Below are 20,668 nucleotides of genomic sequence, written 5' to 3'. Positions count from 1 at the left end.
TACGGTAAGGGACTCACATCATGAAAAAAGTGTTTATTGCGAGTGTTGTTATTGCCGTTCCACTCTTTATGTGGCTAAAAGGTTCGTCACCATCGGCACCGCAAGAGATGCTCTCTGCACCAACTCATAGTGAGCAGGTCGCACAAATCCAAGCCAAGCTTAAACAAGATCCTAACCAAGCTGATTTGTGGTTCCAGTTAGGGCATGGTTATCTCAATGAACAAGATTTTCAATCAGCTCAAACCTGTTTTGACTATGCCATTCGGCTGACTGAAGAGCCTACGGCGAGCCAGTATGCAGCTAAAGCAACGGCCTTGTATTATTCAAATAAGCAGCGGATGAATGAAGAGGTGCAAACATTATTGGATCAGGCGTTAGCTATTGAGAGTCGCAACCTTACGGCTCTTTCTTTGATTGCGAGCGATCATTTTATAAGTTTTCGCTATCAACAAGCTATCGATACATGGACTTTGATGTTGGACTCACAAGATCAAGAGCTAGACCGGATTTCTGTCATCCACTCTCTTAATCTCGCCAAACAGATGGCAAATCAAGGATAAAAAAACCGGCGCTTAAGCGCCGGTTTGATGTTGAGTGTTGCGTTTAATATTTAGATTCTCGAGCTTCTGCTTGTTTTTCCCACTCAGGAACCACTGTTTTCAAGAAGTGCTGTTTATCAGCATTCATCTTATCCATATCCATACCGAGCGCCTTTTGAGCGGCTTCTTTGGTCGAAATGTCAGGAATTTCTACTGGCTCTGTTATACCTTTTTTCGCTAATAAACGAACCAGTTTGGTACGTGCATCTGCTGCTCTATCAACCGCGGTACCTAATACTTCCAATGCGACTTCAGGGGCATGCATGTGAACGCCGTGTGATGCGATAGCGTAATCCCAACGCCATTGAGCATGACGGATATCTTGTAGAATATCTTTCATTTCCGCTTCGGTTGCGCCAGCATCCCATGCCGCGCCAGCTTCAAAGTGTGCCGCCACAATTTGTTTCTCAGCGGTCAGCTTCATGTTAAGGACTTGAGCTTTACGGCTAGATACGATTTCACGCATCTGATCTTTGCTTTGAGTGTGGCAGTTTGCACAGGTATCTTCGAAACGATCGAATGGGTTACCGACTTTGTGATCAGTGTAAACCGTACCGTCTTCTTTCGTTACTTTAGGCATATGACAATCTACACAAACGACTTTGTTTTTCCCGTGTATGCCATCACGCCACGTTTCATAACCTGGGTGTTGTGCTTTCAGCATTGGTGCTTTAGATACCTTGTGTGTCCAGTCTTTAAAATTCAATGCGTCATAGTACTCTTCCATCTCTTCAACAGAAGTGCCCATATCCCAAGGGAATTTAACTGCTTTGGTTGGGCCGGTGAAATAGTATTCTACGTGGCACTGAGCACAGACAGAAGCTTGCTGATCTAAGCGAGATTGTTCTTCAAAAGGTTTATCTATCGCTTTAAACGCACGCTCTACGTATGGTTTCGCAATAGCCAGTGCAGGCTCGCCGTTTTTGAACTCTTGGCTACGGGTGTCGTGACAGTCTGCACAGCCAATTGGGTTGGCGATTTCATTACCTAAACGCGCCCATTTGCCTTCGAAATAGCCATCTTCGCCGCGCTCATCAATCACACGACCAACGTCAGGACTCTTACAGCTCCAACACGCCATTGGCATCGGGCCTGATTTTTCGTCAGTAGGGCCGCCTGTACGCAGTGTTTGGCGTACATCATCGAGCGCGTAAAAATGTCCACGAGCTTTATTGTAGTCTTTAGCGAAACCATAACCAGCCCACATGATGACCATGTTTGGGTCTTCTGCTAGAGCATCTTCAATGTGTTCGCTTTCTGAGGTGGCTTTCCACGTTTGGTATTGATCCGGGTGTTGTTGCTCGTAGGCATCGTTTCGTGGATCGATTAGGTCTTTGTTTTCAGACGCAGCGAAGCTAGAGGTGCTCAATACTGAGCCCGCCATCAATAGTATTGCCGCTGCGGATTTTGGTATCCAGTGCAATTTTCTCACAGTGCTATCTCCATAATTCCGTTTGTTATAAACAGCGTTGTGAACTGGCTATGACCAAATTAAGAATTGGAGAACTGAAATAAATTGTAATAAAAAGAAATAAATATGAAAGCTTAGTAACAACCCTTCATTGTTCTAGATCAATTTGTTGAAGTGACCTAGTTCAAACTTAATTTTATATACCTCTTTTGGGGTAGTGTTGTACTTCCTCTTTAAGATTGAATATCATTATCATCAATAACTTAGCGTTTGTAACCATAGGAAAATTATGGTGATACAGATCGATTTTTAGACAGTTTCACCTACCCCTAAAGAGTCAGGGGAGTAGACTTAGTTCATATAGCGTTGTGGCTTATCCAAAATAAGAATTGATCTCACTTGGTATTGGACTTTGTTCAATATCGGAGGGTATTAATTTTGACCAGAAATAGATTTTGCGTGAGTGGAATTTAAATCTGGAATAAGGAAAGGATAATATGGGCAATATAAAGTTGGCCATAGTCATAATGCTTAAGTCTCTTCTAGCATTTTGCCTCTATGGTTATTCTCTTCATGCCGTTGCCGAAACTTCAAGTTTACAGACTGAAGATCAAAGTACTCGTCATGAAGTTACGCTTATCCGTGACAAGGATTACAAGTGTGTCCAGTGTCATAAGGATTCCAAACAGTCATTGCAAGGCTCTCATGGTGAAGACGCGCATAAGATCTTAGGCCGTGAAGTCACTTGTACCGAATGTCACAACAACATTGGCCCAGATCACCGTGAAGGTGCCCCCGTGGTGACTAAATATTCTAGTGCTCAGTCACAACCGGGTACTGAGAAGGTCTTCCTCGATCCCGAAGCAATTCTGAAAGCCAATAGTCAGTGTACTGATTGTCACCAACCTCAATATTTACGCGATGACAGTTGGACTCATGATGTGCATGCAAAAAATCTAACATGTTCAAATTGTCATGATGTCCATGCAAGTAAAACCAAAGTTCTGGGCTTAGAGCGCAAAGAGAAAATTAAGCTTTGTGTGGATTGCCACTCTGACTTTAATCAACTGAAGAAGGAGGAGTGATATGAGTTGTTCTAGACGAAATTTCTTAGCTGGAACAGGAGCTGTTATCTTCACTACAGGTGTTGCTGGTACAGCGGTGCTTTCTAGTAAGAAGACATTGGCGAATGTAGAGCAAGATGGTAATAAACTCTACGGAATGGTTCATGATGAGACAGCTTGTATTGGCTGTACTGCTTGTACTGATGCTTGCCGAGAAGTGAATAAAGTACCTGAAGGGGTATCACGACTGGAGATTATCCGCAGTGAACCTCAAGGCGAGTTTCCAAATGTTGATTACCGTTTTACTCGAAAGTCTTGTCAGCATTGTGAGAATCCTCCTTGTGTCTACGTTTGTCCGACAGGGGCGGCGTACAAAGATGACAAAACAGGCATTGTTGACGTTCATAAAGATAAGTGTGTTGGTTGTGGTTACTGTTTGGCTGCGTGTCCTTATCAAGTGCGTTTCTTTAATCCTGAAGATCACTCAGCAGACAAATGCAACTTCTGTCGTGATACCAACTTAGCACAAGGAAAACTACCAGCTTGTGTTGAATCTTGCCCTACTAAAGCTTTGGTGTTTGGCGATCTGAATGATCCAAATAGTGAGATCAATCATGTGCTAAATACGGAAGTGGTGTACCGCGATAAGTCCCACCTAGGAACAAAACCGAAATTGTATAAAGTTCCTCATCAGAAAGGGGAGATATCATAATGAATGGATTTGAAAGTGCTTTCCACTTTGACTCTTTGGTATGGGACTGGATCATCGCGGTCTACTTGTTCTTAGCAGGTATGTCAGCCGGTGCGGTAATGATAGCCATTTATCTTCGTCGTAAAGTGATTGAAGGTGATCCGGCTAATAACGGTATATTGAAGGCGATGGCCTGGATAGCGCCATTTGGCATCATTGTCGGTCTATTGATTTTGGTGTTCCACCTAACAAAACCGTTAGAGTTCTGGAAGATCATGATTTACTTCAATATGAACTCTGTTATGTCGATGGGTGTTATTTTATTCCAAGTATACATGGCTGTGCTATTTGTCTGGATTGGGGTGTTGTTCCGTCATCAAATCATCAACTTCTGCGAAGGCAAATTGCCAAGTGGTTTGCTTGATTTTGTTGATGGTATTTTGATTAAGGCAAAAGAAATCAATAACCCGCTCGAATTGTTTTTGGGCTTCTTGGCTTTGGTGTTGGCTGCGTACACAGGTTTCTTACTTTCGGCGCTAAAAACATACCCAATGCTCAACAACCCAGTGTTGCCAATTTTGTTCCTGTTCTCTAGTTTGTCCTCAGGAGCTGCAGCGAGCTTATTGTTTGGTATTTTGGTATTCAAAGAGCCAGTGAATAGTCCAAGCGTTTCGTGGGTACATGGCTTCGAGCGCCCAGTTGTCTTGTTTGAACTGTTTGTATTGGTTACTTTCTTTACAGGGCTGATTTTCAGTGGCGGACAGAATGAAGCTGCAGCTTGGAACGCGATCGGCGGCGGTTTTTGGTCTAACTGGTTCTGGTTTGGCGTTGTATTGATAGGCATGTTACTGCCATTAACTTTAAATGCTGTATCGCCGAAAGAGGTGCGTCACAATGGTGGCTTCATTTTTGTGGTGACACTGCTTAGTTTGGTAGGCGTATTAATGCTGCGTACCTTTATCCTTTACGCTGGTCAAATGACAGTTGTGTAGCAATAAGGATTAGTATAACGATGATAGGAGAGTCAGGGCTTTTTGCGTTAGTTTTGATTGCGGTACTGAGTACATTGAGTTTCGCTCAACTTGCTTGGTGTCGTTGGCACGCAAAAAGGTCTGGCTTTCATCTTACCCTCGCTTCACGTTTCAATGCGTTTTTAGCAAGCTACAGTTTAGTGGTTCTTGCGACATTATTTTTAACCGATCAATTTCAATTTGATTATGTTGCTTCTCATTCCAATTCTGCATTACCAGATTTTTTTAAGTTAGCTGCCGTATGGGGTGGGCATCAAGGCTCGATGCTATTTTGGGTTTTTACCCTCTGTCTTTGGAGCGGATTGATCTCGTTTCATTCTCGTCGCGCTTCTCACTATATTCAAAGTGTACTTTGGGTGATGCACGGCTTTACCGCTGCTTTTGCTTGGTTTACTTTGCTGGCTTCTAACCCTTTTGCCTACGCTGCGACTTTTGTGGCTGAAGGAAGAGATTTAAATCCGATGTTGCAAGATGTCGGGCTGATTTTTCATCCTCCTCTACTTTATTTAGGCTATATTGGATTCTCTACCGTTTTGGCTTTCGCTTTGGCGGCCCTGCTTGAACCTAAATATGATAATCAGTGGGTTCGAGAGTGCCGACCTTGGGCGGTCTCATCATGGATGCTACTAACATTAGGTATCTTGGTTGGTTCGTGGTGGGCATACAATGAATTAGGTTGGGGAGGCTGGTGGTTCTGGGATCCGGTAGAAAATGCCTCTCTTTTACCTTGGTTAACCGGTACTGCTTTATTGCATACATTGATCGCATCAGCTAAGCATCAACAACTTAAAGTTTGGTCACTTTCTTTGGCGTTAGTGACTTTTTGCTTAAGCATTTTAGGGACATTTATTGTTCGTTCAGGCGTTTTGACTTCTGTTCACGCCTTTGCGGTTGATCCGAGTAAAGGGGTTGCCTTGCTATTGATCTTAGCGGTGACTTTGCTTTGTTCTTTTGTTTTGCTGTTACGTCAAGTCGATAGTATTAAAAGTAGCCGTTTGACCTCGGTGTTTAGCCGGAGCTATCTCGTGCTCCTATCTGCTGGTTTATTGGTGGTCGCTACCTTTACTGTTTTTCTCGGTACTTTTTACCCCATGGTGTATGAGCTGTTGGGTCTCGGCTCCATTTCAGTAGGCGCACCTTACTTTAATACTCTGATTCATCCTTTGTCTTTGATTGCTCTGATTGCGATGGGTTTCGCTCCATTTTTGAAGTGGTATAAGGGCAGCTCGGAATCATGGCCTCGTATATTCTGTTTTTTTATTGGCGCTTACCTTATTGGTCTTGGTTTATATTGGCTTCAAGTATCGAAAATGCAGCTCTCGGTGAGCTTGATATGGGGGTTAGGCGCTTGGGTTGTGTTCAGTCATTTATTCTTACTGGTAAGCCATAAGTCATTGAGCTTTATGGTTCTTGCTCATGTCGGTTTGGCGATAGTTTGTATCGGAGCGAGTATGAACAGTCATCATTCTTATGAGCTGAATCGAAAAATGTCTCCGGGGGTATCAACTCAGTTGTCTGATTGGCAGGTGAATTACCTAAGTACGGAGTGGTACGTTGGGCCGAATTATACTGCAGAGCAAGGCCATATTGAGTTTACCTCAAATGATGGGCGTTCATTTATGTTGTTGCCAGAACGACGCCATTATCAGGTGCGAGTAATGAACATGAGCGAGCCAGCGATACGTTCTACTTGGCATGGTGACTACTACGTCACATTAGGCGCTAAGATTGATAGCAAGGCCTATGCAGTGAAAATACAATACAGAGCATATATTGGCTGGATTTGGTTTGGTGCGCTACTCGCAATGCTAGGCGCGTTAATTCCTTTACTCCATTCAATCTCTTTTTCTCGAGTAAGAGCGAGTTATGGCGTTATTCAACAACCGTAAAGTATTTATTTTTGTTCTGCTGCTCACTGCTTTTATTGGTTTTTTGGTGGCAGGGCTTCAGTCAGAGAGTTTTGGCCCTAAGAGTCAGCCTGTCGTTCGCCAGTTTCCAATGGTTCAAATACAGTTGTTAGATGGTTCTTCGCTATCTAATGCTCACTCGTTATTCAGCGAGGATTATCAACTGGTTAATGTGTGGGCTTCGTGGTGCGGAGTGTGCAAAGCAGAGCACCCATTTTTGAACCAATTGGCGAAGCAAGGTGTGCCTATTATTGGTATCAACTACAGAGACCAAACTTCATCGGCTCATAATTATCTTGGGCACGGAGGTAACCCTTACCAGCAAGTGATCATAGACCCTAAAGGGAAGCTGGGGATAGAGCTGGGTGTGGTTGGTACGCCTGAAACTTATGTGGTTACAAAAGCGGGTGAAATTGTCTATAAACACTTTGGAATGCTTAACCAAGCCGCATGGGATAAGCATTTAGCGAAATATGTTGAAGATAAAGTGTAGAACCGTATGCCAAGCTTGATTCTCGTCATCGTGATATTTTTCTCCTCATTCACATTTGCTGATGAAGCGGGCTTATTTGCTGCCGCTGATAGCGAGGTTGAAGCTCAAGTTGAACTGTTTGAGTTTGCTAGCCCTGAACATCAAAAGAGAGCCATTGAACTTGCCAAATCGTTGCGATGCCCTCAATGTCAAAATCAAAACCTTGTTGAGTCAAATTCCCCTATAGCGAAAGACTTACGCTTAATTGTGTTTGAAAAAATAAATGCGGGTCAAGATGAACAGCAGGTGATTGATTTTATGACAGCCCGATATGGTGAGTTTGTGCTGTATAAGCCCTCATTCCGTTTAACTAATGCCTTGCTATGGCTTTCTCCTATTTTATTGCTTATCGGCTTTATTCTATTTTCACTTAAGAGCGTTAGATCAAGCTCAAATCAAGAGTGATAGTAACTCCTTTGATGGTTTCTTATCACCGTTTGCGACATTTCAGTGACATCCTCCTGTTTACGTCATCTTTAGTATGACTCTCCAATCCTTAATTTTATCGAACATATATCCCTATTATTTCCATTCTTCTCTTATAGATAACAACAGCGAAGCGCTTTTTTAATTGTATTGACGGAGTAAATTATTTGTCAGAAAGATTATTAATGTGCGATTGATTCACAAAGTAATAATTACAAATTTATCACCAATTGTAATTTGGAATCAGAGTCACGCTGATTTTATTTATTTAATTTTCACATTGATATAGTGCCTTCCTGTTTTTAATTAGTAGGTAGGTATAGGTGAAGTTGAAAGTTCTATTAATCGGTACGTTGTCTATTTTATTTGTTGGTGTTTTTTGCATCATAAATAAAAGTGATGTTTCAGATAATAAATCAGAACGGGATTTGGTAATTAATGAGGAGAGCAGGCCATTAGAAAAAATTGAACGTCATATTATTAATAACATAGACGCTATACCTTTTTCTCAAGAGGAAGCGGTAACTAGGGTTGTAGATAAACAAGTGCTAGTAAAGGAGGATAAATCAAAGGAGCCTAGAATAATTGATGAAGTTTGGAAAGATATTAATCCGTCGGAATCATTAGGGGCAATAAAACCAAAGAGCCCGTATGTTGAGAGCATTAAAGCTATCGAGTTTCAGGACGTGCTGCAATTCAGAGCATTAAATCAAGGAGACCAGATTAACATTACTCTTCCTGATAATTCCAATATCGAAATTCAAGTGGAATCCAATGAATTCCAGAATGAAGGGATACGAACTTGGTCAGGTGGATTTACGATAGATAAACAAAATTATCCCGTTACATTCACATTCGGTAAAGACTCAATTTTAGGTTTTATCGGACACCCTGATGGACAAATTAAAATTGAAGGTACAGGAAACTCGGCATGGGTTTATGAAGTACCACCGAATCATGGTTTTGATAATTAGTACAATCGTACGAATTAAATTTAAGTCAATTATAATAATATAGGAAATTAAAATGAATAAAACGTTATTAACGTTAGTTGTAGCGTCAAGTTTTATTGTGCCTGCTGCAAATGCAACCACTAATATTGATGTTCTAGGTGTATATACAAAAGCGACAGCTGATTGGTTCAAACAAGAGCAAGATGTACAAATTCAACATAGATTTAATGTCGGAAACCAGATACTCAGAAACAGCGGTTTAGATATTAAAGTGAATTTGGTTGGGACAAAGGAATACAACTATGACTCAGAAAAAGGAATGAAAAAATCACAGGGTCAAGCTCTGGATGCGATAACTCCGGGAAATACGCAATCAGCGGTCTTTAGTGATATTGAACGAGTACGTCGTGAGAAAGGTGCCGATATGGTTGCCATGTTCCGCAACTTAGATCTGGACAACACGCCTGATTATGACGCAACTGAAAGGCTTATCAGCTGCGGTTTAGCTTGGGTTATGCCTGCGTATCGTTGGAATCGCTCTGCCAATTATGCAAAGAGTCGTATGTACAGCCATTCTTATATGAATGAATGTGGCGACGATACTTTCATTCATGAGTTGGGACATAACTTTGGTCTCAATCACGCTCACGAGCAGTATAACACGCCGCCTCACTTATCAAACGGCACAGAGAAAGACGCGTACGGTTATGGAGAGCAAAGAAAGTTTGCCACCACGATGGCGTACGGGTTTTTATTTGGGGTACGTGGTCGTTCGTATACATTCTCTAATCCAAATAAGCAATGTGAGGGTGTGGCATGTGGGCGCGAAGACTATGCTAATGCGGTGCGAGCGATCGGTTTGACAGCACCTAAGATCGCCGCTATTTACGATAGTAAAGTGGACCCTTCCAATGGAGGCGAGACACAACCAGAACCGACTCCAACAGAAGAAAATAATGTCTACGAGATCGCTTCCCCAGTTGCTATACCAGATGCATCCGGCATTGATATCCCTTTTGACGTGGATTATCACGGTGAAGTGAGTGCTCCAACGATTGAACTCGATATTGCGCATGAATACATCGGTGATGTGTCTGTCCAGCTATTTATGCCAGACAACAGTTACTGGACTCTAAAGCGCGCCAATACTAACGATCGTGGTACGCGCTATAAGGTGAAGTTTACGTTGCGAGATGTCGACAGCCAAAATGTTACAGGGCAATGGCGTCTTCGAGTTGTTGACAACTATAGCCGTGATGTCGGTGTAGTGAATCAGGCAGTACTGACTTTCAAGTAATGAAATAGAGGACTAAAAGAGTCCGTTTGGCCGGAAAGTGACTGAGTGAACAGGCTCAGTATGACTTACCGGCCCTTTTACGTTTATTCCTACCACTTTAATATGCACTAACTGATAGAAAAATACCTTAATTGGTAATAGAGTGACGTTAGAATTAATAACAGCAGTTTAGTATCAGTGCGTTACGCGATAGAACAGTATGATAAACATGGCTTTTTGAAAGCACCAAAGCTGCTTTGGCTAGGGTGGCTATTTCTGGCCAAGGCTTGGGTCGTGTTTGTCGTTGCGGGAGCAAGTAGAGAGAGCGGCAGTAAAATTCTGTCCATTGTTTACCCAGACCACACCATGCTCTATTTAGGGTTGGTTATGGGGGTGCCAAGTATTTGCTTAATGTGGTTAGTCAGCCTTCGTAACCCAGATAGACGCTGGATCAATGGTCTCGTTTCTTGGGGAAGAATAATCACACTAGTGACGGCTAGCGGTCAGTTCTCTCAAGCACTTTACCATGTCTACCTTGCTCGTGGCGCGTTTAGCTGGGCTAACGGCGCTGTAATGCTACTGCTGCTATGGTATATCATCTATGTGGCGAAAAGCCGAAGTGTCAGGGATTGTTTTCAGGCACCTCCAGCTGAGTAATTAGTTAAACCGATGATCACCATCAATAATCCGAATTAAAATCGAAATACACTGTGCAAAAATAACAATGTGAGGATTCATCCATGTCATACCCTCAAAGTGCGATTCTTCCTGAGCCGGGTCCATTTGCTCAATACACGTTACTGAAAGTAAAGCAAAACCCGCAGGCAGTTTTAGAACAACTTCAGTCTCTTCCATCTTTAGTTTCAGAATTGAATGAGCAGCAGCCTGGTGCAGAGCTTACTCTTTCAGTTGCTTTTACTAAATCTTTCTGGAATCAGCTAGACGCAGAGATGCCAGCTGAGTTGATTGATTTTCCTGTACTAGGTGAAGGGGACGTAGTTGCACCGAGCTCAGATGTTGATGTTTTGCTGCACTGTCACTCAAATCGTCATGATCTTCATTTTTACCTACTGCGTAAGTTCTTTGCAGAAGCATCAGAAAACGTAGATGTTGTCGATGAAACTTATGGTTATCGCTATTTAGATTCTCGTGATATGACGGACTTTGTTGACGGCACTGAAAACCCGAAAGATGCTCAGCGTGAAGAAGTGGCGATTATCCCTGAAGGCGAGTTTGCTGGTGGTAGTTACGTTATGGTGCAGCGCTTTATTCATAACTTACCATCGTGGAATCGTCTAAATGTATCCGCGCAAGAGAAAGTGATTGGTCGTACTAAACCGGATTCGATTGAACTTGATGATGTTCCTGCAGCGTCACACGTCGGCCGTGTGGATATTAAAGAAGAAGGCAAAGGCTTAAAGATTGTTCGTCACAGCCTACCTTATGGCAGTGTCTCAGGTGAGCATGGTCTACTGTTTATTGCTTACTGCAATACGCTACACAACTTTAAAGCGATGTTGGAAAGCATGTACGGTGAAACGGATGGTAAAACAGACCAATTACTTCGCTTTACCAAAGCCGTGACTGGTGCGTACTTCTTCGCGCCTTCTGCTGAGATGTTGCAGTCACTAAAACTGAAGTAACTTCCTTCGTAGCATCAACTGTTTTATATAACAGATAAACTGCCGAGCCTCGTTGCTCGGCTTTTTTGTATAAATAGGCTAAAGAATTACAGCTAAGGCCGATACATAAGGTAGCTCATAAAAGGAAACCATCAGAAATGGCCATTACCGTTAATACGAATGTCTCCGCAATGACCGCGCAGCGCCACTTGGCGAGTGCGACGGATTTGCTGAATCAATCTCTGGAGCGCCTAGCTTCCGGAAATCGTATTAACAGTGCAAAAGATGATGCGGCAGGCTTGCAAATATCTAATCGTCTTGAAGCGCAGATGAGTGGTTTGGATATGGCGGTCCGAAATGCTAATGATGGTATCTCGATTATGCAGACCGCCGAAGGTGCGATGAATGAAACCACCAATATTCTTCAGCGTATGCGCGATCTCTCCTTACAATCATCAAACGGTTCCAACAGTTCCGCTGAGCGAGATGCGCTACAGGAAGAAATGACCGCTTTAAATGATGAATTGAATAGAATTGCCGAAACCACCTCTTTTGGTGGTCGAAAATTGCTCAATGGTTCGTTTGGAGCTTCTTCATTTCAAATTGGCGCCAGTTCTGGTGAAGCGGTACAAGTTTCGCTGAAAAATATGCGTTCAGACAGCATGGCAATGGGGGGCTTTAGCTATGTTGCAGCGGGTAAAGCGGATGACAGTTGGCAAGTTTCCCAAGGTAATCATACTCTGAATATGCAATACACCAACGCGCGTGGTGAACAAGAGACAGTTCAGATCAAGGCGAAAGTTGGCGACGATATCGAAGAGTTAGCCACTTATATTAATGGTCAAACAGATAAAGTGTCTGCTTCTGTTAATGAAGAGGGGCAGCTGCAAATCTTTATGGCAGGGGAAGAGACGGCCGGGACGATCTCATTCTCTGGCAGCCTCGCTGATCAATTGCAGATGAACCTTAAAGGTTATGAAGCGGTTGATAATCTGAACATATCGGATGTAGGCGGCGCTCAAAGGGCTGTGTCTGTTTTGGATACCGCGTTGAAGTATGTTGATGGACACCGAGCGGAACTCGGAGCACTTCAGAACCGCTTTAGTCATGCGATTACTAATCTAGATAACGTGCACGAAAACTTAGCGGCTTCAAATAGTCGTATTAAAGATACGGACTACGCAAAAGAAACGACTCAACTGGTTAAGCAGCAGATTCTGCAACAAGTCAGCACATCTATATTGGCTCAAGCCAAACAACAACCGAACCTAGCGATTACGTTATTGGGTTAATCACTTTTGAGACTGTTCTTTTTCTCACAAAAGAGAATGGTATCGACAGGCAGATCGAAAGCTTTAGCGAAAAAATGACTTTTTTTGCGATTTTTTCCTTTTGGTCACGCTTTTCCTTCCAAATGCATTTTTTTCAAAAAAAACTTAAAAAAATCCTCAAGGTTTTCCTGATTACGCCGTTAATAAAAGTAACTTTGAGAGAACTACTTGGTTTTCCGAGACGTCGGAAACCGGAAACATCGGAAAATCAATTGGAGAAATCACCATGGCAGTGAATGTAAATACAAACGTATCAGCGATGACAGCTCAGCGTTACCTAAACAGCGCGAACAATGCTCAACAAACTTCTATGGAGCGTTTGTCATCAGGTTCTAAGATCAACAGTGCAAAAGACGATGCAGCGGGTCTACAAATCTCTAACCGCTTAAACGTACAAAGCCGCGGTCTAGACGTAGCGGTACGTAACGCGAATGACGGTATCTCTATCGCGCAAACTGCTGAAGGTGCGATGAATGAGACAACGAACATCCTGCAACGTATGCGTGACCTTTCGCTACAATCTGCGAACGGTTCAAACTCTAAATCAGAGCGTGTAGCAATTCAGGAAGAAGTAACGGCTCTAAACGACGAGCTAAACCGTATTGCTGAAACAACATCTTTCGGTGGTAACAAGCTACTAAACGGTACGTTCACAACTAAATCAATGCAGATTGGTGCGGATAACGGTGAAGCAGTAATGCTAACACTGAACGATATGCGCTCTGACAACGTTGGTATGGGTGGTACAAGCTACCAGGCTGAAAACGGTAAAGGTAAAGATTGGTCTGTACAAGCAGGTTCGAATGACCTATCTATTACGCTAACTGAAAAAGGTGGCGAAGAGCAGACTATCAACATCTCTGCTAAAGCTGGCGACGATATTGAAGAACTAGCAACATACATCAACGGTCAAACAGACATGGTTAAAGCGTCTGTAGATGAAGATGGCAAGCTACAAGTATTCGCTGGTACTAACAAAGTTGAAGGTGAAGTAAGCTTTGGTGGTGGTCTTGCTGGTGAGCTAGGCATGCAAGATGGTCAAGCTGTAACAGTAGATACAATCAACGTAACTTCAGTGGGTGGCGCACAAGAATCTGTTGCTATCATCGACTCTGCACTTAACTATGTAGATAGCCACCGTGCTGAACTGGGTGCTTTCCAGAACCGTTTCAACCACGCGATTAACAACTTAGACAACATCAACGAAAACGTGAATGCGTCTAAGAGCCGAATCAAAGATACGGATTTCGCGAAAGAGACGACGGCGATGACCAAGTCGCAGATTCTATCTCAAGCATCAAGCTCAATCCTTGCTCAAGCGAAGCAAGCACCAAACTCGGCACTAAGCCTTCTAGGCTAAGATATCCGATAGAAAAAAATCCAGCTTCGGCTGGATTTTTTGTTTTCTGTAACCCATTGATTTCTTATGTCTTACGGTTTGTTCGATTTGAACCCAAGTCACACTTTAGTCCCTAAAGCAAAATAAATCGTAAAAAAGTTAATTTTCTCCTAAAGGTTAATCTAAGTCCGCCGTTAAAGGATTGAGAGAAATGAGATGTGCCGACGTGAGGTGAGAGACTCGGAAGCACATCGCCCTAATGCCTAAGGAGATCAAATATGGCAATTAACGTAAACACTAACGTGTCTGCGATGACTGCTCAGCGCCACCTTAATGGTGCGGCTGAAGGTATGCAGAAATCGATGGAGCGTCTGTCTTCGGGTTACAAAATCAACAGTGCTCGTGATGATGCTGCTGGCCTACAAATCTCAAACCGTTTGACTTCACAAAGCCGTGGCTTAGACATGGCGGTGAAAAACGCGAATGATGGTATCTCTATTGCACAAACTGCTGAAGGTGCAATGAATGAGAGTACTAACATTCTGCAACGTATGCGTGACCTTGCGCTGCAATCTTCGAACGGTTCAAACTCCAAATCAGAACGTATTGCTATCCAAGAAGAAGTAACGGCTCTAAACGATGAGCTTAACCGTATTGCGGAAACAACTTCTTTTGGTGGTAATAAACTTCTAAACGGTACTTACGGTAGCCAATCTTTCCAAATCGGTGCAAGCTCAGGTGAAGCAGTTCAGCTTTCTATGGGTAACATGCGCTCTGATACGGCTGAGATGGGCGGTAAAGCTTATGTTGCTGAAGATGGTAAAGATGCAAGCTGGAGAGTCTCAGGCTCTACTGATTTGACTCTTGGCTATACTGATGTACATGGTGAAGAGAAAGAAGTAACTATCAACGCGAAAGTGGGTGATGACATCGAACAGGTCGCGACTTACATCAACGGTCAAACCGAAGATGTAAAAGCATCTGTGGGCGAAGATGGTAAACTTCAAATATTTGCTGCGAACAACAAGGTTGCAACTGATCTAGACATCGGTGGTGGTCTTGGTGGTGAAATCGGTTTTGGTGATGCACAGAACAAAACTGTTGCTGACGTTGATGTAACTTCAGTGGCTGGTTCGCAAATGGCCGTATCCATTATCGATGGCGCATTGAAAAATGTAGACAGTGAGCGTGCTGGTCTAGGTGCTTTCCAAAACCGTTTTGGTCATGCGATTACTAACCTAGATAACATTAACGAGAACGTTAACGCGTCTCGTAGCCGAATCTTAGATACGGACTTTGCTAAAGAAACAACAGCAATGACTAAGTCTCAGATTCTACAGCAAGCGAGTACTTCAATCCTAGCTCAAGCTAAGCAGTCACCATCATCTGCGCTTAGCTTGTTAGGTTAACCGATAGGTTCGACGGAGCTTATTGGTAGCAGCTTTGTGCTGTGACCTAGAGGTGGAAGGGAGATTGTTATGGAAATTTCATCCTACACATCAAACATCCAGCCTTACGGCTCAGAAAGTGGCACTAAAATTGCTTCAAAAAACGATGGGGTACAGCTCGATTCCTTAATTAAGGGACCGCAAGTAAATGAAAAGATAAGTGAAAAAGCCGCCGAATCTGTTGATAGAGTTATCGAAGCGACAAAAGAACGTGAGAAGCTAAACAGAGAAGAACGCGAAAGGATGGTAGATGAAATGAACAACTTCATTTCGTCAATCAACAAAGGCTTATCATTTCGAGTCGACGAAGAATCCGGTAGGGAAGTCGTGACAATTTACGAAGCGGATACTGGTGATATTATTCGCCAGATCCCAGATGAGGAAGTGTTAGATATTCTACGACGCCTAAGGGAGCAAACAGCCCGATACTCGTCGGGACTGGTTAACCAGACGGTGTGATCGTATTTTGAGGTGATTTGAATGAGTTTTGGCCCTATAGGGATGAATTCTGGCATGGATATCAATTCCATGGTCAGCAAAATTGTTGATGCGGAGCGTGTGCCTAAACAGCAACGTATCGACAATGAGCGAGCCAAAATTGATACCGGGATCAGTGCCTATGGGCGGCTCAGAGAGTCGCTGGATACGATGAAAAACTTGATGGCGAACTTCCGTCAGGAGAAAGCGTTCGCCGCAAGAAAAGTTGAAACGACAAACGAAACCGTCGTATCGGCGACAGCAACCACTGATGCCATCGCTGGTCGCTATGCTATCGATGTGTTGCAGCTTGCACAGAGTCACAAAATTGCCTCGGATGTACTTCCTGAAGATGCAAAGTTTGGCCCTGGCAAGCTGCAGGTTTCTCTCGGTGACAAAAAATTCACCGTTGAAGTGTCTGAAAATTCAAAGCTGGTTGATGTTGTTCGCGGCATCAACAACAGCAAATCTAATCCTGGGGTTCGTGCGTCCGTTATCAATGACGCAGAAGGCCCACGCCTAATTGTTGCTTCTACCAAATCGGGTGAAGTGAACAACCTATCCATTACTACCGATGCTAAACCTGGCAACATGCTTAAGCAGCTTGAGTACAAAACTCTCGAGCAACGGGTTAAAGATCTTGAAAAAGCGCGTTTCGCTGCACAGGAATTGCTCGTCCCACTTTCGCCTAAAGAGCAAGAAGTGGCAGACAGTATCGCGCAAAAAAACATCGAAGCGGCAAAAGTTGTCGATCAAGAAATTGCCGATAACTCTAAGCAAGCGGCAATCAAAGCGGATCCAAATGCCGCTAAAGACGCAAGTGCCGATAATGAACTGTCTAAGCAAGCAGCTACCGCGGCCGCAAAAGCGGGTGTTGAAGCGAATAAATACCTAAAACCAGAAGAACGCATTCCAGGTTGGACTGAAACCGCGTCGGGTACTTTGTTGGATTCATACTGGGAGCCAGAACCTGAGCTAGACGAAAAAGCCATAGAAAAATCGGGTGATGTTCCAGGTTGGAGCAATACGGCATCAGGTACATTGACCGACTCGTATGTTACTCCGAAAGAAGCGCAAGCCAAGCTAGAGGCTGAACAAGCTAAATTTGAACAGCAACTGGCGGATGAAAAAGTTGAGCTTGAACGCAAAGTGGAAAGCGGTGAGTTAACACCTGAGCAAGCTAAACAACTTGAACGCGCGAAGTTGACTCAAGAAGAGCGTGAATACCTAGAGCGCGTTGATCAAGCCCAGGCGGATCTAAAAGCAGCCCAATCTTCTTTTGATACCTATAGTGGTATGACTGAAGTTCAAGGTGCTCAAGATGCTAAAGTGATGCTTGATGGCGTGGCACAACTTGCCAGTGATAACAACATTATTCAAGATGCGATCGAAGGCGTTGATTTGACGCTAAAAGGCCGTACTGAGAAAGGCAAGCCAGTCTCAGAAATTGATATCGAGTACGATCGACAAGGTGTTCGAGACGATATCGAGAAATTTGTTGCCGCATACAATCAATTCTACCAACTGTCTAAAGAGTTAGGTGGTGTCGACCCGCGTACAGGTCAAGCAGGTCCATTATCCGGTGATAGCGTAGTACGAAGCGCTGATGCCCGTTTAAAAGCGGTATTTTCTTCAGCTGTGGAGCCTGCTCCAGAAGATCTTAAAACTCTGACAGAATTTGGTATTACAACTACACGTCAGGGTAATTTAGAAATCAACTATGACATGCTTGACCGCCAGCTAAATAATAACTTCAATAAGTTAGAGGATTTTTTTGGTGGCAACCAAGGCTTTGCGAAGAAAGTTGAAGATGCTATTCAAGGTTTAACTGGTTTTTCAGGTGCGATTCGAACGCGTGAAAAGAGCATGATGGAGCAAACTTATAAGCTTCAAGATGATCAGGCGACACTGGATCGACGTATGGACAGTTTAGAGAAGCGGACGCACGCCAAATTTACGGCAATGCAAGATGCCACCAGTAAAATGCAATCTCAACTGGCTGGAATGATGAATGCGTTCGGTTGATAAATTTACGCTAGAACTTGATGGTTTGTGTGATGTAAATCACAAATTATCCCTATTACTGTCCCAAGAGTCGTTAGAAACTGAAGAAATTGTCCTTTTGGTCGATACAAGGGAACAGATATTGCAGAAGTTGTTAAGCTTGATAGAACAAGATAGTGAACTTGCTAAACTACCCCAATGGCAAATTGCGGTAGAAGAGACACAAGCCATTGTCTTACAGATGCAAAAGAAAACGGCGGAAGTCGGAATGTCGTTACAAAAATTTCAACACGGCAAGCGTTCTATCCAGCAATACAAAAAATTTTTATAAAGAGGGTTGTTTATGCGTGGTTCACTACAGGCTTACAAGAAGGTATCAGTTGATAGCCAACTGAGTGCGGCCTCCCCGCATAAAATCGTTCAAATGCTGATGGCAGGTGCGATTGAGCGTCTTATTCAAGGTAAAGCTGCAATGGAGCAGGGTAACATCCCTGTGAAAGGCGAGCGCCTTGGTAAAGCATTGGACATCATTATTAGTCTACGCAGCTGTCTGTCTATGGATGACGGTGGTGATATTGCTCAAAACCTAGATCAACTGTATGAGTTCATGATCACTCAGATCACTGAAGCAAATCATCAGAATAATCCGAAATTGATCGATGATGTGATCGATATCATCCGAGAAATCAAATCTGCTTGGGATCAAATTCCAGGAGAATTCCATAATCTCACTGCTTCAGATGTGGGCATTTAGAGCAATTTAATGACAAATTAGTTGCTTATCTAACCAAATTTCCACCAATTGGTTTTGGGTTAACATCACACCGACTAATTGCTTGGTTGCCTTATTTTTTTTATCAAATAGAATAGAAGCCACTAACTAGCCTAGTGGCTTATTTTGTTGCTGAAATTAATCATTGTTTATCATTATTTCTGATCTATAGTTAGAAGTGACGTTCGAAACATAAAACAGCCACAACGTTATCAAAGATAAAGGCAATTATTCTCACCTATGCAAGGTTTAGCGAAACTACTCGTTATTGAGGACGACGCAAACGCGCGTACGAACCTCAGTACTATTTTAGAATTTGTCGGAGAGCAGTGCGAAGCGATCAGTTCTGATCAGATTGGTGATCTCGATTGGTCTGCGATTTGGGCTGGATGCATTGTTGGTTCTTTAGCCAACGACACGCTTTCCCCAGAGTTGAGCGAGAAGCTGTCTCACGCTAACCATATTCCTTTACTTATTGCCGGCAAGCATTCTTATCCAGTTGAAGAACTCACTCATTATGTGGGTGAACTGGACTACCCATTAAATTACCCGCAATTAAGTGAAGCACTTCGACACTGTAAAGACTTTTTAGGCCGTAAAGGCATGAACGTCGTCTCTTCTGCTCGCAAAAATACCCTGTTCCGCAGCCTTGTTGGTCAAAGTCATGGCATCAAAGAGGTCAGACATCTTATTGAGCAGGTTTCCGGTACGGAAGCAAACGTATTGATCCTTGGCGAATCTGGTACGGGTAAAGAAGTGGTTGCGCGCAACGTTCATTATCATTCTGCTCGCCGCAATGGACCGTTCGTTCCAATTAACTGTGGTGCGATTCCACCAGATCTTTTGGAAAGCGAATTATTTGGTCATGAGAAAGGGGCTTTTACTGGTGCAATTACATCACGTAAAGGTCGTTTTGAACTGGCACAAGGCGGAACGCTGTTTCTAGATGAAATTGGCGATATGCCGATGCCGATGCAGGTTAAGCTGCTTCGTGTGTTGCAAGAGCGCTGTTTTGAACGTGTTGGCGGGAATACAACGATTAAGGTCGATGTACGCGTTATCGCAGCAACGCACCGTAATCTTGAAACCATGATCGAAGAAGAGTCTTTCCGTGAAGATCTTTATTATCGCTTGAATGTGTTCCCAATCGAAATGCCTGCATTGCGCGATCGTAAAGAAGACATACCGCTATTACTGCAAGAGCTAATGACTCGCATGGAGGCTGAAGGGGCGCAACCTATCTGCTTTACACCACGCTCAATTAACTCTCTGATGGAACATGATTGGCCGGGTAATGTGCGTGAGCTAGCCAACCTTGTTGAGCGAATGATCATTTTGTATCCAAATAGCTTGGTGGATGTGAACCATCTACCAACGAAATATCGATACAGTGACATTCCTGAGTTCCAACCAGGTTACAACACCTCTCAATCGGTTGAAGAGCAAGAGCGTGATGCGTTTTACGATATTTTCTCTGAAGATTTCAGCCTAGAGTCGAGTGACATCTTCCAAGAAGCGGAAGGCGCGCCACAAGACTTACCGCCAGAGGGTGTCAATCTTAAAGAGATGTTGGCAGAGCTTGAAGTGAATATGATCAGTCAAGCGCTAGAAGCTCAGAGCGGCGTGGTTGCTCGTGCTGCCGATATGTTGGGTATGCGTCGAACGACCTTAGTTGAGAAAATGCGTAAATATAACTTACAACGTTAAGTATTCTTATACTCAGACTGTCAAAATTTCGACCTTACTGTAAGGTGTTGAAAAACATATAAAATAGCCTGGCATACT

At 43.3% G+C, this 20,668-nt stretch carries 20 protein-coding genes; 19 read left to right on the top strand and 1 reads right to left on the bottom strand.

Annotated elements, in window-relative coordinates:
- Positions 1-20: 20 nt before the first annotated feature.
- Positions 21-560 carry a TPR domain-containing protein gene (locus GVO60_RS10435; protein ID WP_159653665.1) on the top strand — a complete coding sequence of 180 codons (540 nt, stop codon included), beginning with the start codon at positions 21-23 and terminating at the stop codon, positions 558-560.
- 43 nt (positions 561-603) lie between these two features.
- On the opposite strand, the gene nrfA is transcribed toward GVO60_RS10435, so the two are convergent.
- Positions 604-1,983 carry an ammonia-forming nitrite reductase cytochrome c552 subunit gene (gene nrfA, locus GVO60_RS10430; protein WP_174244334.1) on the bottom strand — a complete coding sequence of 460 codons (1,380 nt, stop codon included), beginning with the start codon at positions 1,981-1,983 and terminating at the stop codon, positions 604-606.
- A 524-nt stretch (positions 1,984-2,507) separates the two neighbouring features.
- Between nrfA and nrfB the strand changes: the two genes are divergently transcribed.
- The 18 genes from nrfB (at position 2,508) to GVO60_RS10340 (ending at position 20,590) form a co-directional block, all read left to right on the top strand.
- Positions 2,508-3,095, top strand: coding sequence for a cytochrome c nitrite reductase pentaheme subunit (gene nrfB / locus GVO60_RS10425; protein ID WP_159653661.1), 588 nt, complete (start codon positions 2,508-2,510; stop codon positions 3,093-3,095).
- Between the two features lies 1 nt (position 3,096).
- On the top strand, positions 3,097-3,786 hold the full coding sequence (gene nrfC, locus GVO60_RS10420; RefSeq protein WP_159653659.1) for a cytochrome c nitrite reductase Fe-S protein: 690 nt from the start codon (positions 3,097-3,099) through the stop codon (positions 3,784-3,786).
- Positions 3,786-4,757, top strand: a complete 972-nt coding sequence (gene nrfD, locus GVO60_RS10415; protein WP_159653657.1) for a cytochrome c nitrite reductase subunit NrfD — start codon at positions 3,786-3,788, stop codon at positions 4,755-4,757. Before nrfC ends, nrfD begins: the two co-directional genes overlap by 1 nt.
- 20 nt (positions 4,758-4,777) lie before the next feature.
- Positions 4,778-6,685 (top strand): heme lyase CcmF/NrfE family subunit, encoded by a 1,908-nt coding sequence (locus GVO60_RS10410; RefSeq protein ID WP_159653655.1) that lies wholly within the window; start codon positions 4,778-4,780, stop codon positions 6,683-6,685.
- Positions 6,663-7,196 (top strand): DsbE family thiol:disulfide interchange protein, encoded by a 534-nt coding sequence (locus tag GVO60_RS10405; RefSeq protein WP_159653653.1) that lies wholly within the window; start codon positions 6,663-6,665, stop codon positions 7,194-7,196. Before GVO60_RS10410 ends, GVO60_RS10405 begins: the two co-directional genes overlap by 23 nt.
- Positions 7,197-7,202: 6 nt before the next feature.
- Positions 7,203-7,640 (top strand): heme lyase NrfEFG subunit NrfF, encoded by a 438-nt coding sequence (gene nrfF, locus GVO60_RS10400; protein WP_159653651.1) that lies wholly within the window; start codon positions 7,203-7,205, stop codon positions 7,638-7,640.
- A gap of 344 nt (positions 7,641-7,984) precedes the next feature.
- Entirely contained in the window at positions 7,985-8,635 is a 651-nt protein-coding gene (locus GVO60_RS10395) for a protease inhibitor BamI-like protein (protein WP_225874921.1), read from the top strand.
- 52 nt (positions 8,636-8,687) lie between these two features.
- Positions 8,688-9,911 carry a zinc-dependent metalloprotease family protein gene (locus GVO60_RS10390; RefSeq protein ID WP_159653649.1) on the top strand — a complete coding sequence of 408 codons (1,224 nt, stop codon included), beginning with the start codon at positions 8,688-8,690 and terminating at the stop codon, positions 9,909-9,911.
- 177 nt (positions 9,912-10,088) lie between these two features.
- The gene (locus GVO60_RS10385; RefSeq protein WP_159653647.1) at positions 10,089-10,547 is read left to right on the top strand and encodes a DUF2919 domain-containing protein; all 459 of its coding nucleotides are present in this window, start codon (positions 10,089-10,091) and stop codon (positions 10,545-10,547) included.
- Positions 10,548-10,630: 83 nt separating this feature from the next.
- Entirely contained in the window at positions 10,631-11,533 is a 903-nt protein-coding gene (locus GVO60_RS10380; protein WP_159653645.1) for a Dyp-type peroxidase, read from the top strand.
- A gap of 137 nt (positions 11,534-11,670) precedes the next feature.
- Positions 11,671-12,804 carry a flagellin gene (locus GVO60_RS10375; RefSeq protein WP_159653643.1) on the top strand — a complete coding sequence of 378 codons (1,134 nt, stop codon included), beginning with the start codon at positions 11,671-11,673 and terminating at the stop codon, positions 12,802-12,804.
- Between the two features lie 265 nt (positions 12,805-13,069).
- Entirely contained in the window at positions 13,070-14,203 is a 1,134-nt protein-coding gene (locus tag GVO60_RS10370; protein ID WP_159653641.1) for a flagellin, read from the top strand.
- A 257-nt stretch (positions 14,204-14,460) separates the two neighbouring features.
- Positions 14,461-15,591, top strand: coding sequence for a flagellin (locus GVO60_RS10365; protein ID WP_159653639.1), 1,131 nt, complete (start codon positions 14,461-14,463; stop codon positions 15,589-15,591).
- A 69-nt stretch (positions 15,592-15,660) separates the two neighbouring features.
- Positions 15,661-16,089, top strand: a complete 429-nt coding sequence (gene flaG / locus GVO60_RS10360; protein ID WP_159653637.1) for a flagellar protein FlaG — start codon at positions 15,661-15,663, stop codon at positions 16,087-16,089.
- A gap of 21 nt (positions 16,090-16,110) precedes the next feature.
- Positions 16,111-18,132, top strand: coding sequence for a flagellar filament capping protein FliD (gene fliD, locus GVO60_RS10355; protein ID WP_159653635.1), 2,022 nt, complete (start codon positions 16,111-16,113; stop codon positions 18,130-18,132).
- Positions 18,119-18,442, top strand: coding sequence for a flagellar protein FliT (gene fliT / locus GVO60_RS10350; RefSeq protein ID WP_159653633.1), 324 nt, complete (start codon positions 18,119-18,121; stop codon positions 18,440-18,442). The genes fliD and fliT overlap by 14 nt, the downstream gene beginning before the upstream one ends.
- A gap of 12 nt (positions 18,443-18,454) precedes the next feature.
- The gene (gene fliS, locus GVO60_RS10345) at positions 18,455-18,865 is read left to right on the top strand and encodes a flagellar export chaperone FliS (protein ID WP_159653631.1); all 411 of its coding nucleotides are present in this window, start codon (positions 18,455-18,457) and stop codon (positions 18,863-18,865) included.
- 258 nt (positions 18,866-19,123) lie between these two features.
- A complete protein-coding gene (locus tag GVO60_RS10340; protein ID WP_159653629.1) occupies positions 19,124-20,590 on the top strand; it encodes a sigma-54 dependent transcriptional regulator in 1,467 nt (488 codons plus the stop codon).
- Positions 20,591-20,668 lie beyond the last annotated feature (78 nt).

The organism is Vibrio atypicus (genome assembly GCF_009811315.1).
Lineage (GTDB): Bacteria > Pseudomonadota > Gammaproteobacteria > Enterobacterales > Vibrionaceae > Vibrio > Vibrio atypicus.
The sequence above is the reverse complement of the archived record's forward strand: the minus strand, read 5'-3'. Positions and strand labels throughout refer to the sequence as shown.

What these genes read in the sequence shown, in the direction of transcription:
- GVO60_RS10390 (WP_159653649.1), top strand. Translation starts at nt 8,688, where the DNA reads ATGAATAAAACGTTATTAACGTTAGTTGTAGCGTCAAGTTTTATTGTG.
- fliD (WP_159653635.1), top strand. Translation starts at nt 16,111, where the DNA reads ATGAGTTTTGGCCCTATAGGGATGAATTCTGGCATGGATATCAATTCC.
- nrfD (WP_159653657.1), top strand. Translation starts at nt 3,786, where the DNA reads ATGAATGGATTTGAAAGTGCTTTCCACTTTGACTCTTTGGTATGGGAC.
- GVO60_RS10375 (WP_159653643.1), top strand. Translation starts at nt 11,671, where the DNA reads ATGGCCATTACCGTTAATACGAATGTCTCCGCAATGACCGCGCAGCGC.
- GVO60_RS10410 (WP_159653655.1), top strand. Translation starts at nt 4,778, where the DNA reads ATGATAGGAGAGTCAGGGCTTTTTGCGTTAGTTTTGATTGCGGTACTG.
- nrfC (WP_159653659.1), top strand. Translation starts at nt 3,097, where the DNA reads ATGAGTTGTTCTAGACGAAATTTCTTAGCTGGAACAGGAGCTGTTATC.
- GVO60_RS10340 (WP_159653629.1), top strand. Translation starts at nt 19,124, where the DNA reads ATGCAAGGTTTAGCGAAACTACTCGTTATTGAGGACGACGCAAACGCG.
- GVO60_RS10405 (WP_159653653.1), top strand. Translation starts at nt 6,663, where the DNA reads ATGGCGTTATTCAACAACCGTAAAGTATTTATTTTTGTTCTGCTGCTC.
- nrfA (WP_174244334.1), bottom strand. Translation starts at nt 1,983, where the DNA reads ATGGCGGGCTCAGTATTGAGCACCTCTAGCTTCGCTGCGTCTGAAAAC.
- GVO60_RS10380 (WP_159653645.1), top strand. Translation starts at nt 10,631, where the DNA reads ATGTCATACCCTCAAAGTGCGATTCTTCCTGAGCCGGGTCCATTTGCT.
- fliS (WP_159653631.1), top strand. Translation starts at nt 18,455, where the DNA reads ATGCGTGGTTCACTACAGGCTTACAAGAAGGTATCAGTTGATAGCCAA.
- GVO60_RS10370 (WP_159653641.1), top strand. Translation starts at nt 13,070, where the DNA reads ATGGCAGTGAATGTAAATACAAACGTATCAGCGATGACAGCTCAGCGT.
- nrfF (WP_159653651.1), top strand. Translation starts at nt 7,203, where the DNA reads ATGCCAAGCTTGATTCTCGTCATCGTGATATTTTTCTCCTCATTCACA.
- GVO60_RS10435 (WP_159653665.1), top strand. Translation starts at nt 21, where the DNA reads ATGAAAAAAGTGTTTATTGCGAGTGTTGTTATTGCCGTTCCACTCTTT.
- flaG (WP_159653637.1), top strand. Translation starts at nt 15,661, where the DNA reads ATGGAAATTTCATCCTACACATCAAACATCCAGCCTTACGGCTCAGAA.
- nrfB (WP_159653661.1), top strand. Translation starts at nt 2,508, where the DNA reads ATGGGCAATATAAAGTTGGCCATAGTCATAATGCTTAAGTCTCTTCTA.
- fliT (WP_159653633.1), top strand. Translation starts at nt 18,119, where the DNA reads ATGCGTTCGGTTGATAAATTTACGCTAGAACTTGATGGTTTGTGTGAT.
- GVO60_RS10365 (WP_159653639.1), top strand. Translation starts at nt 14,461, where the DNA reads ATGGCAATTAACGTAAACACTAACGTGTCTGCGATGACTGCTCAGCGC.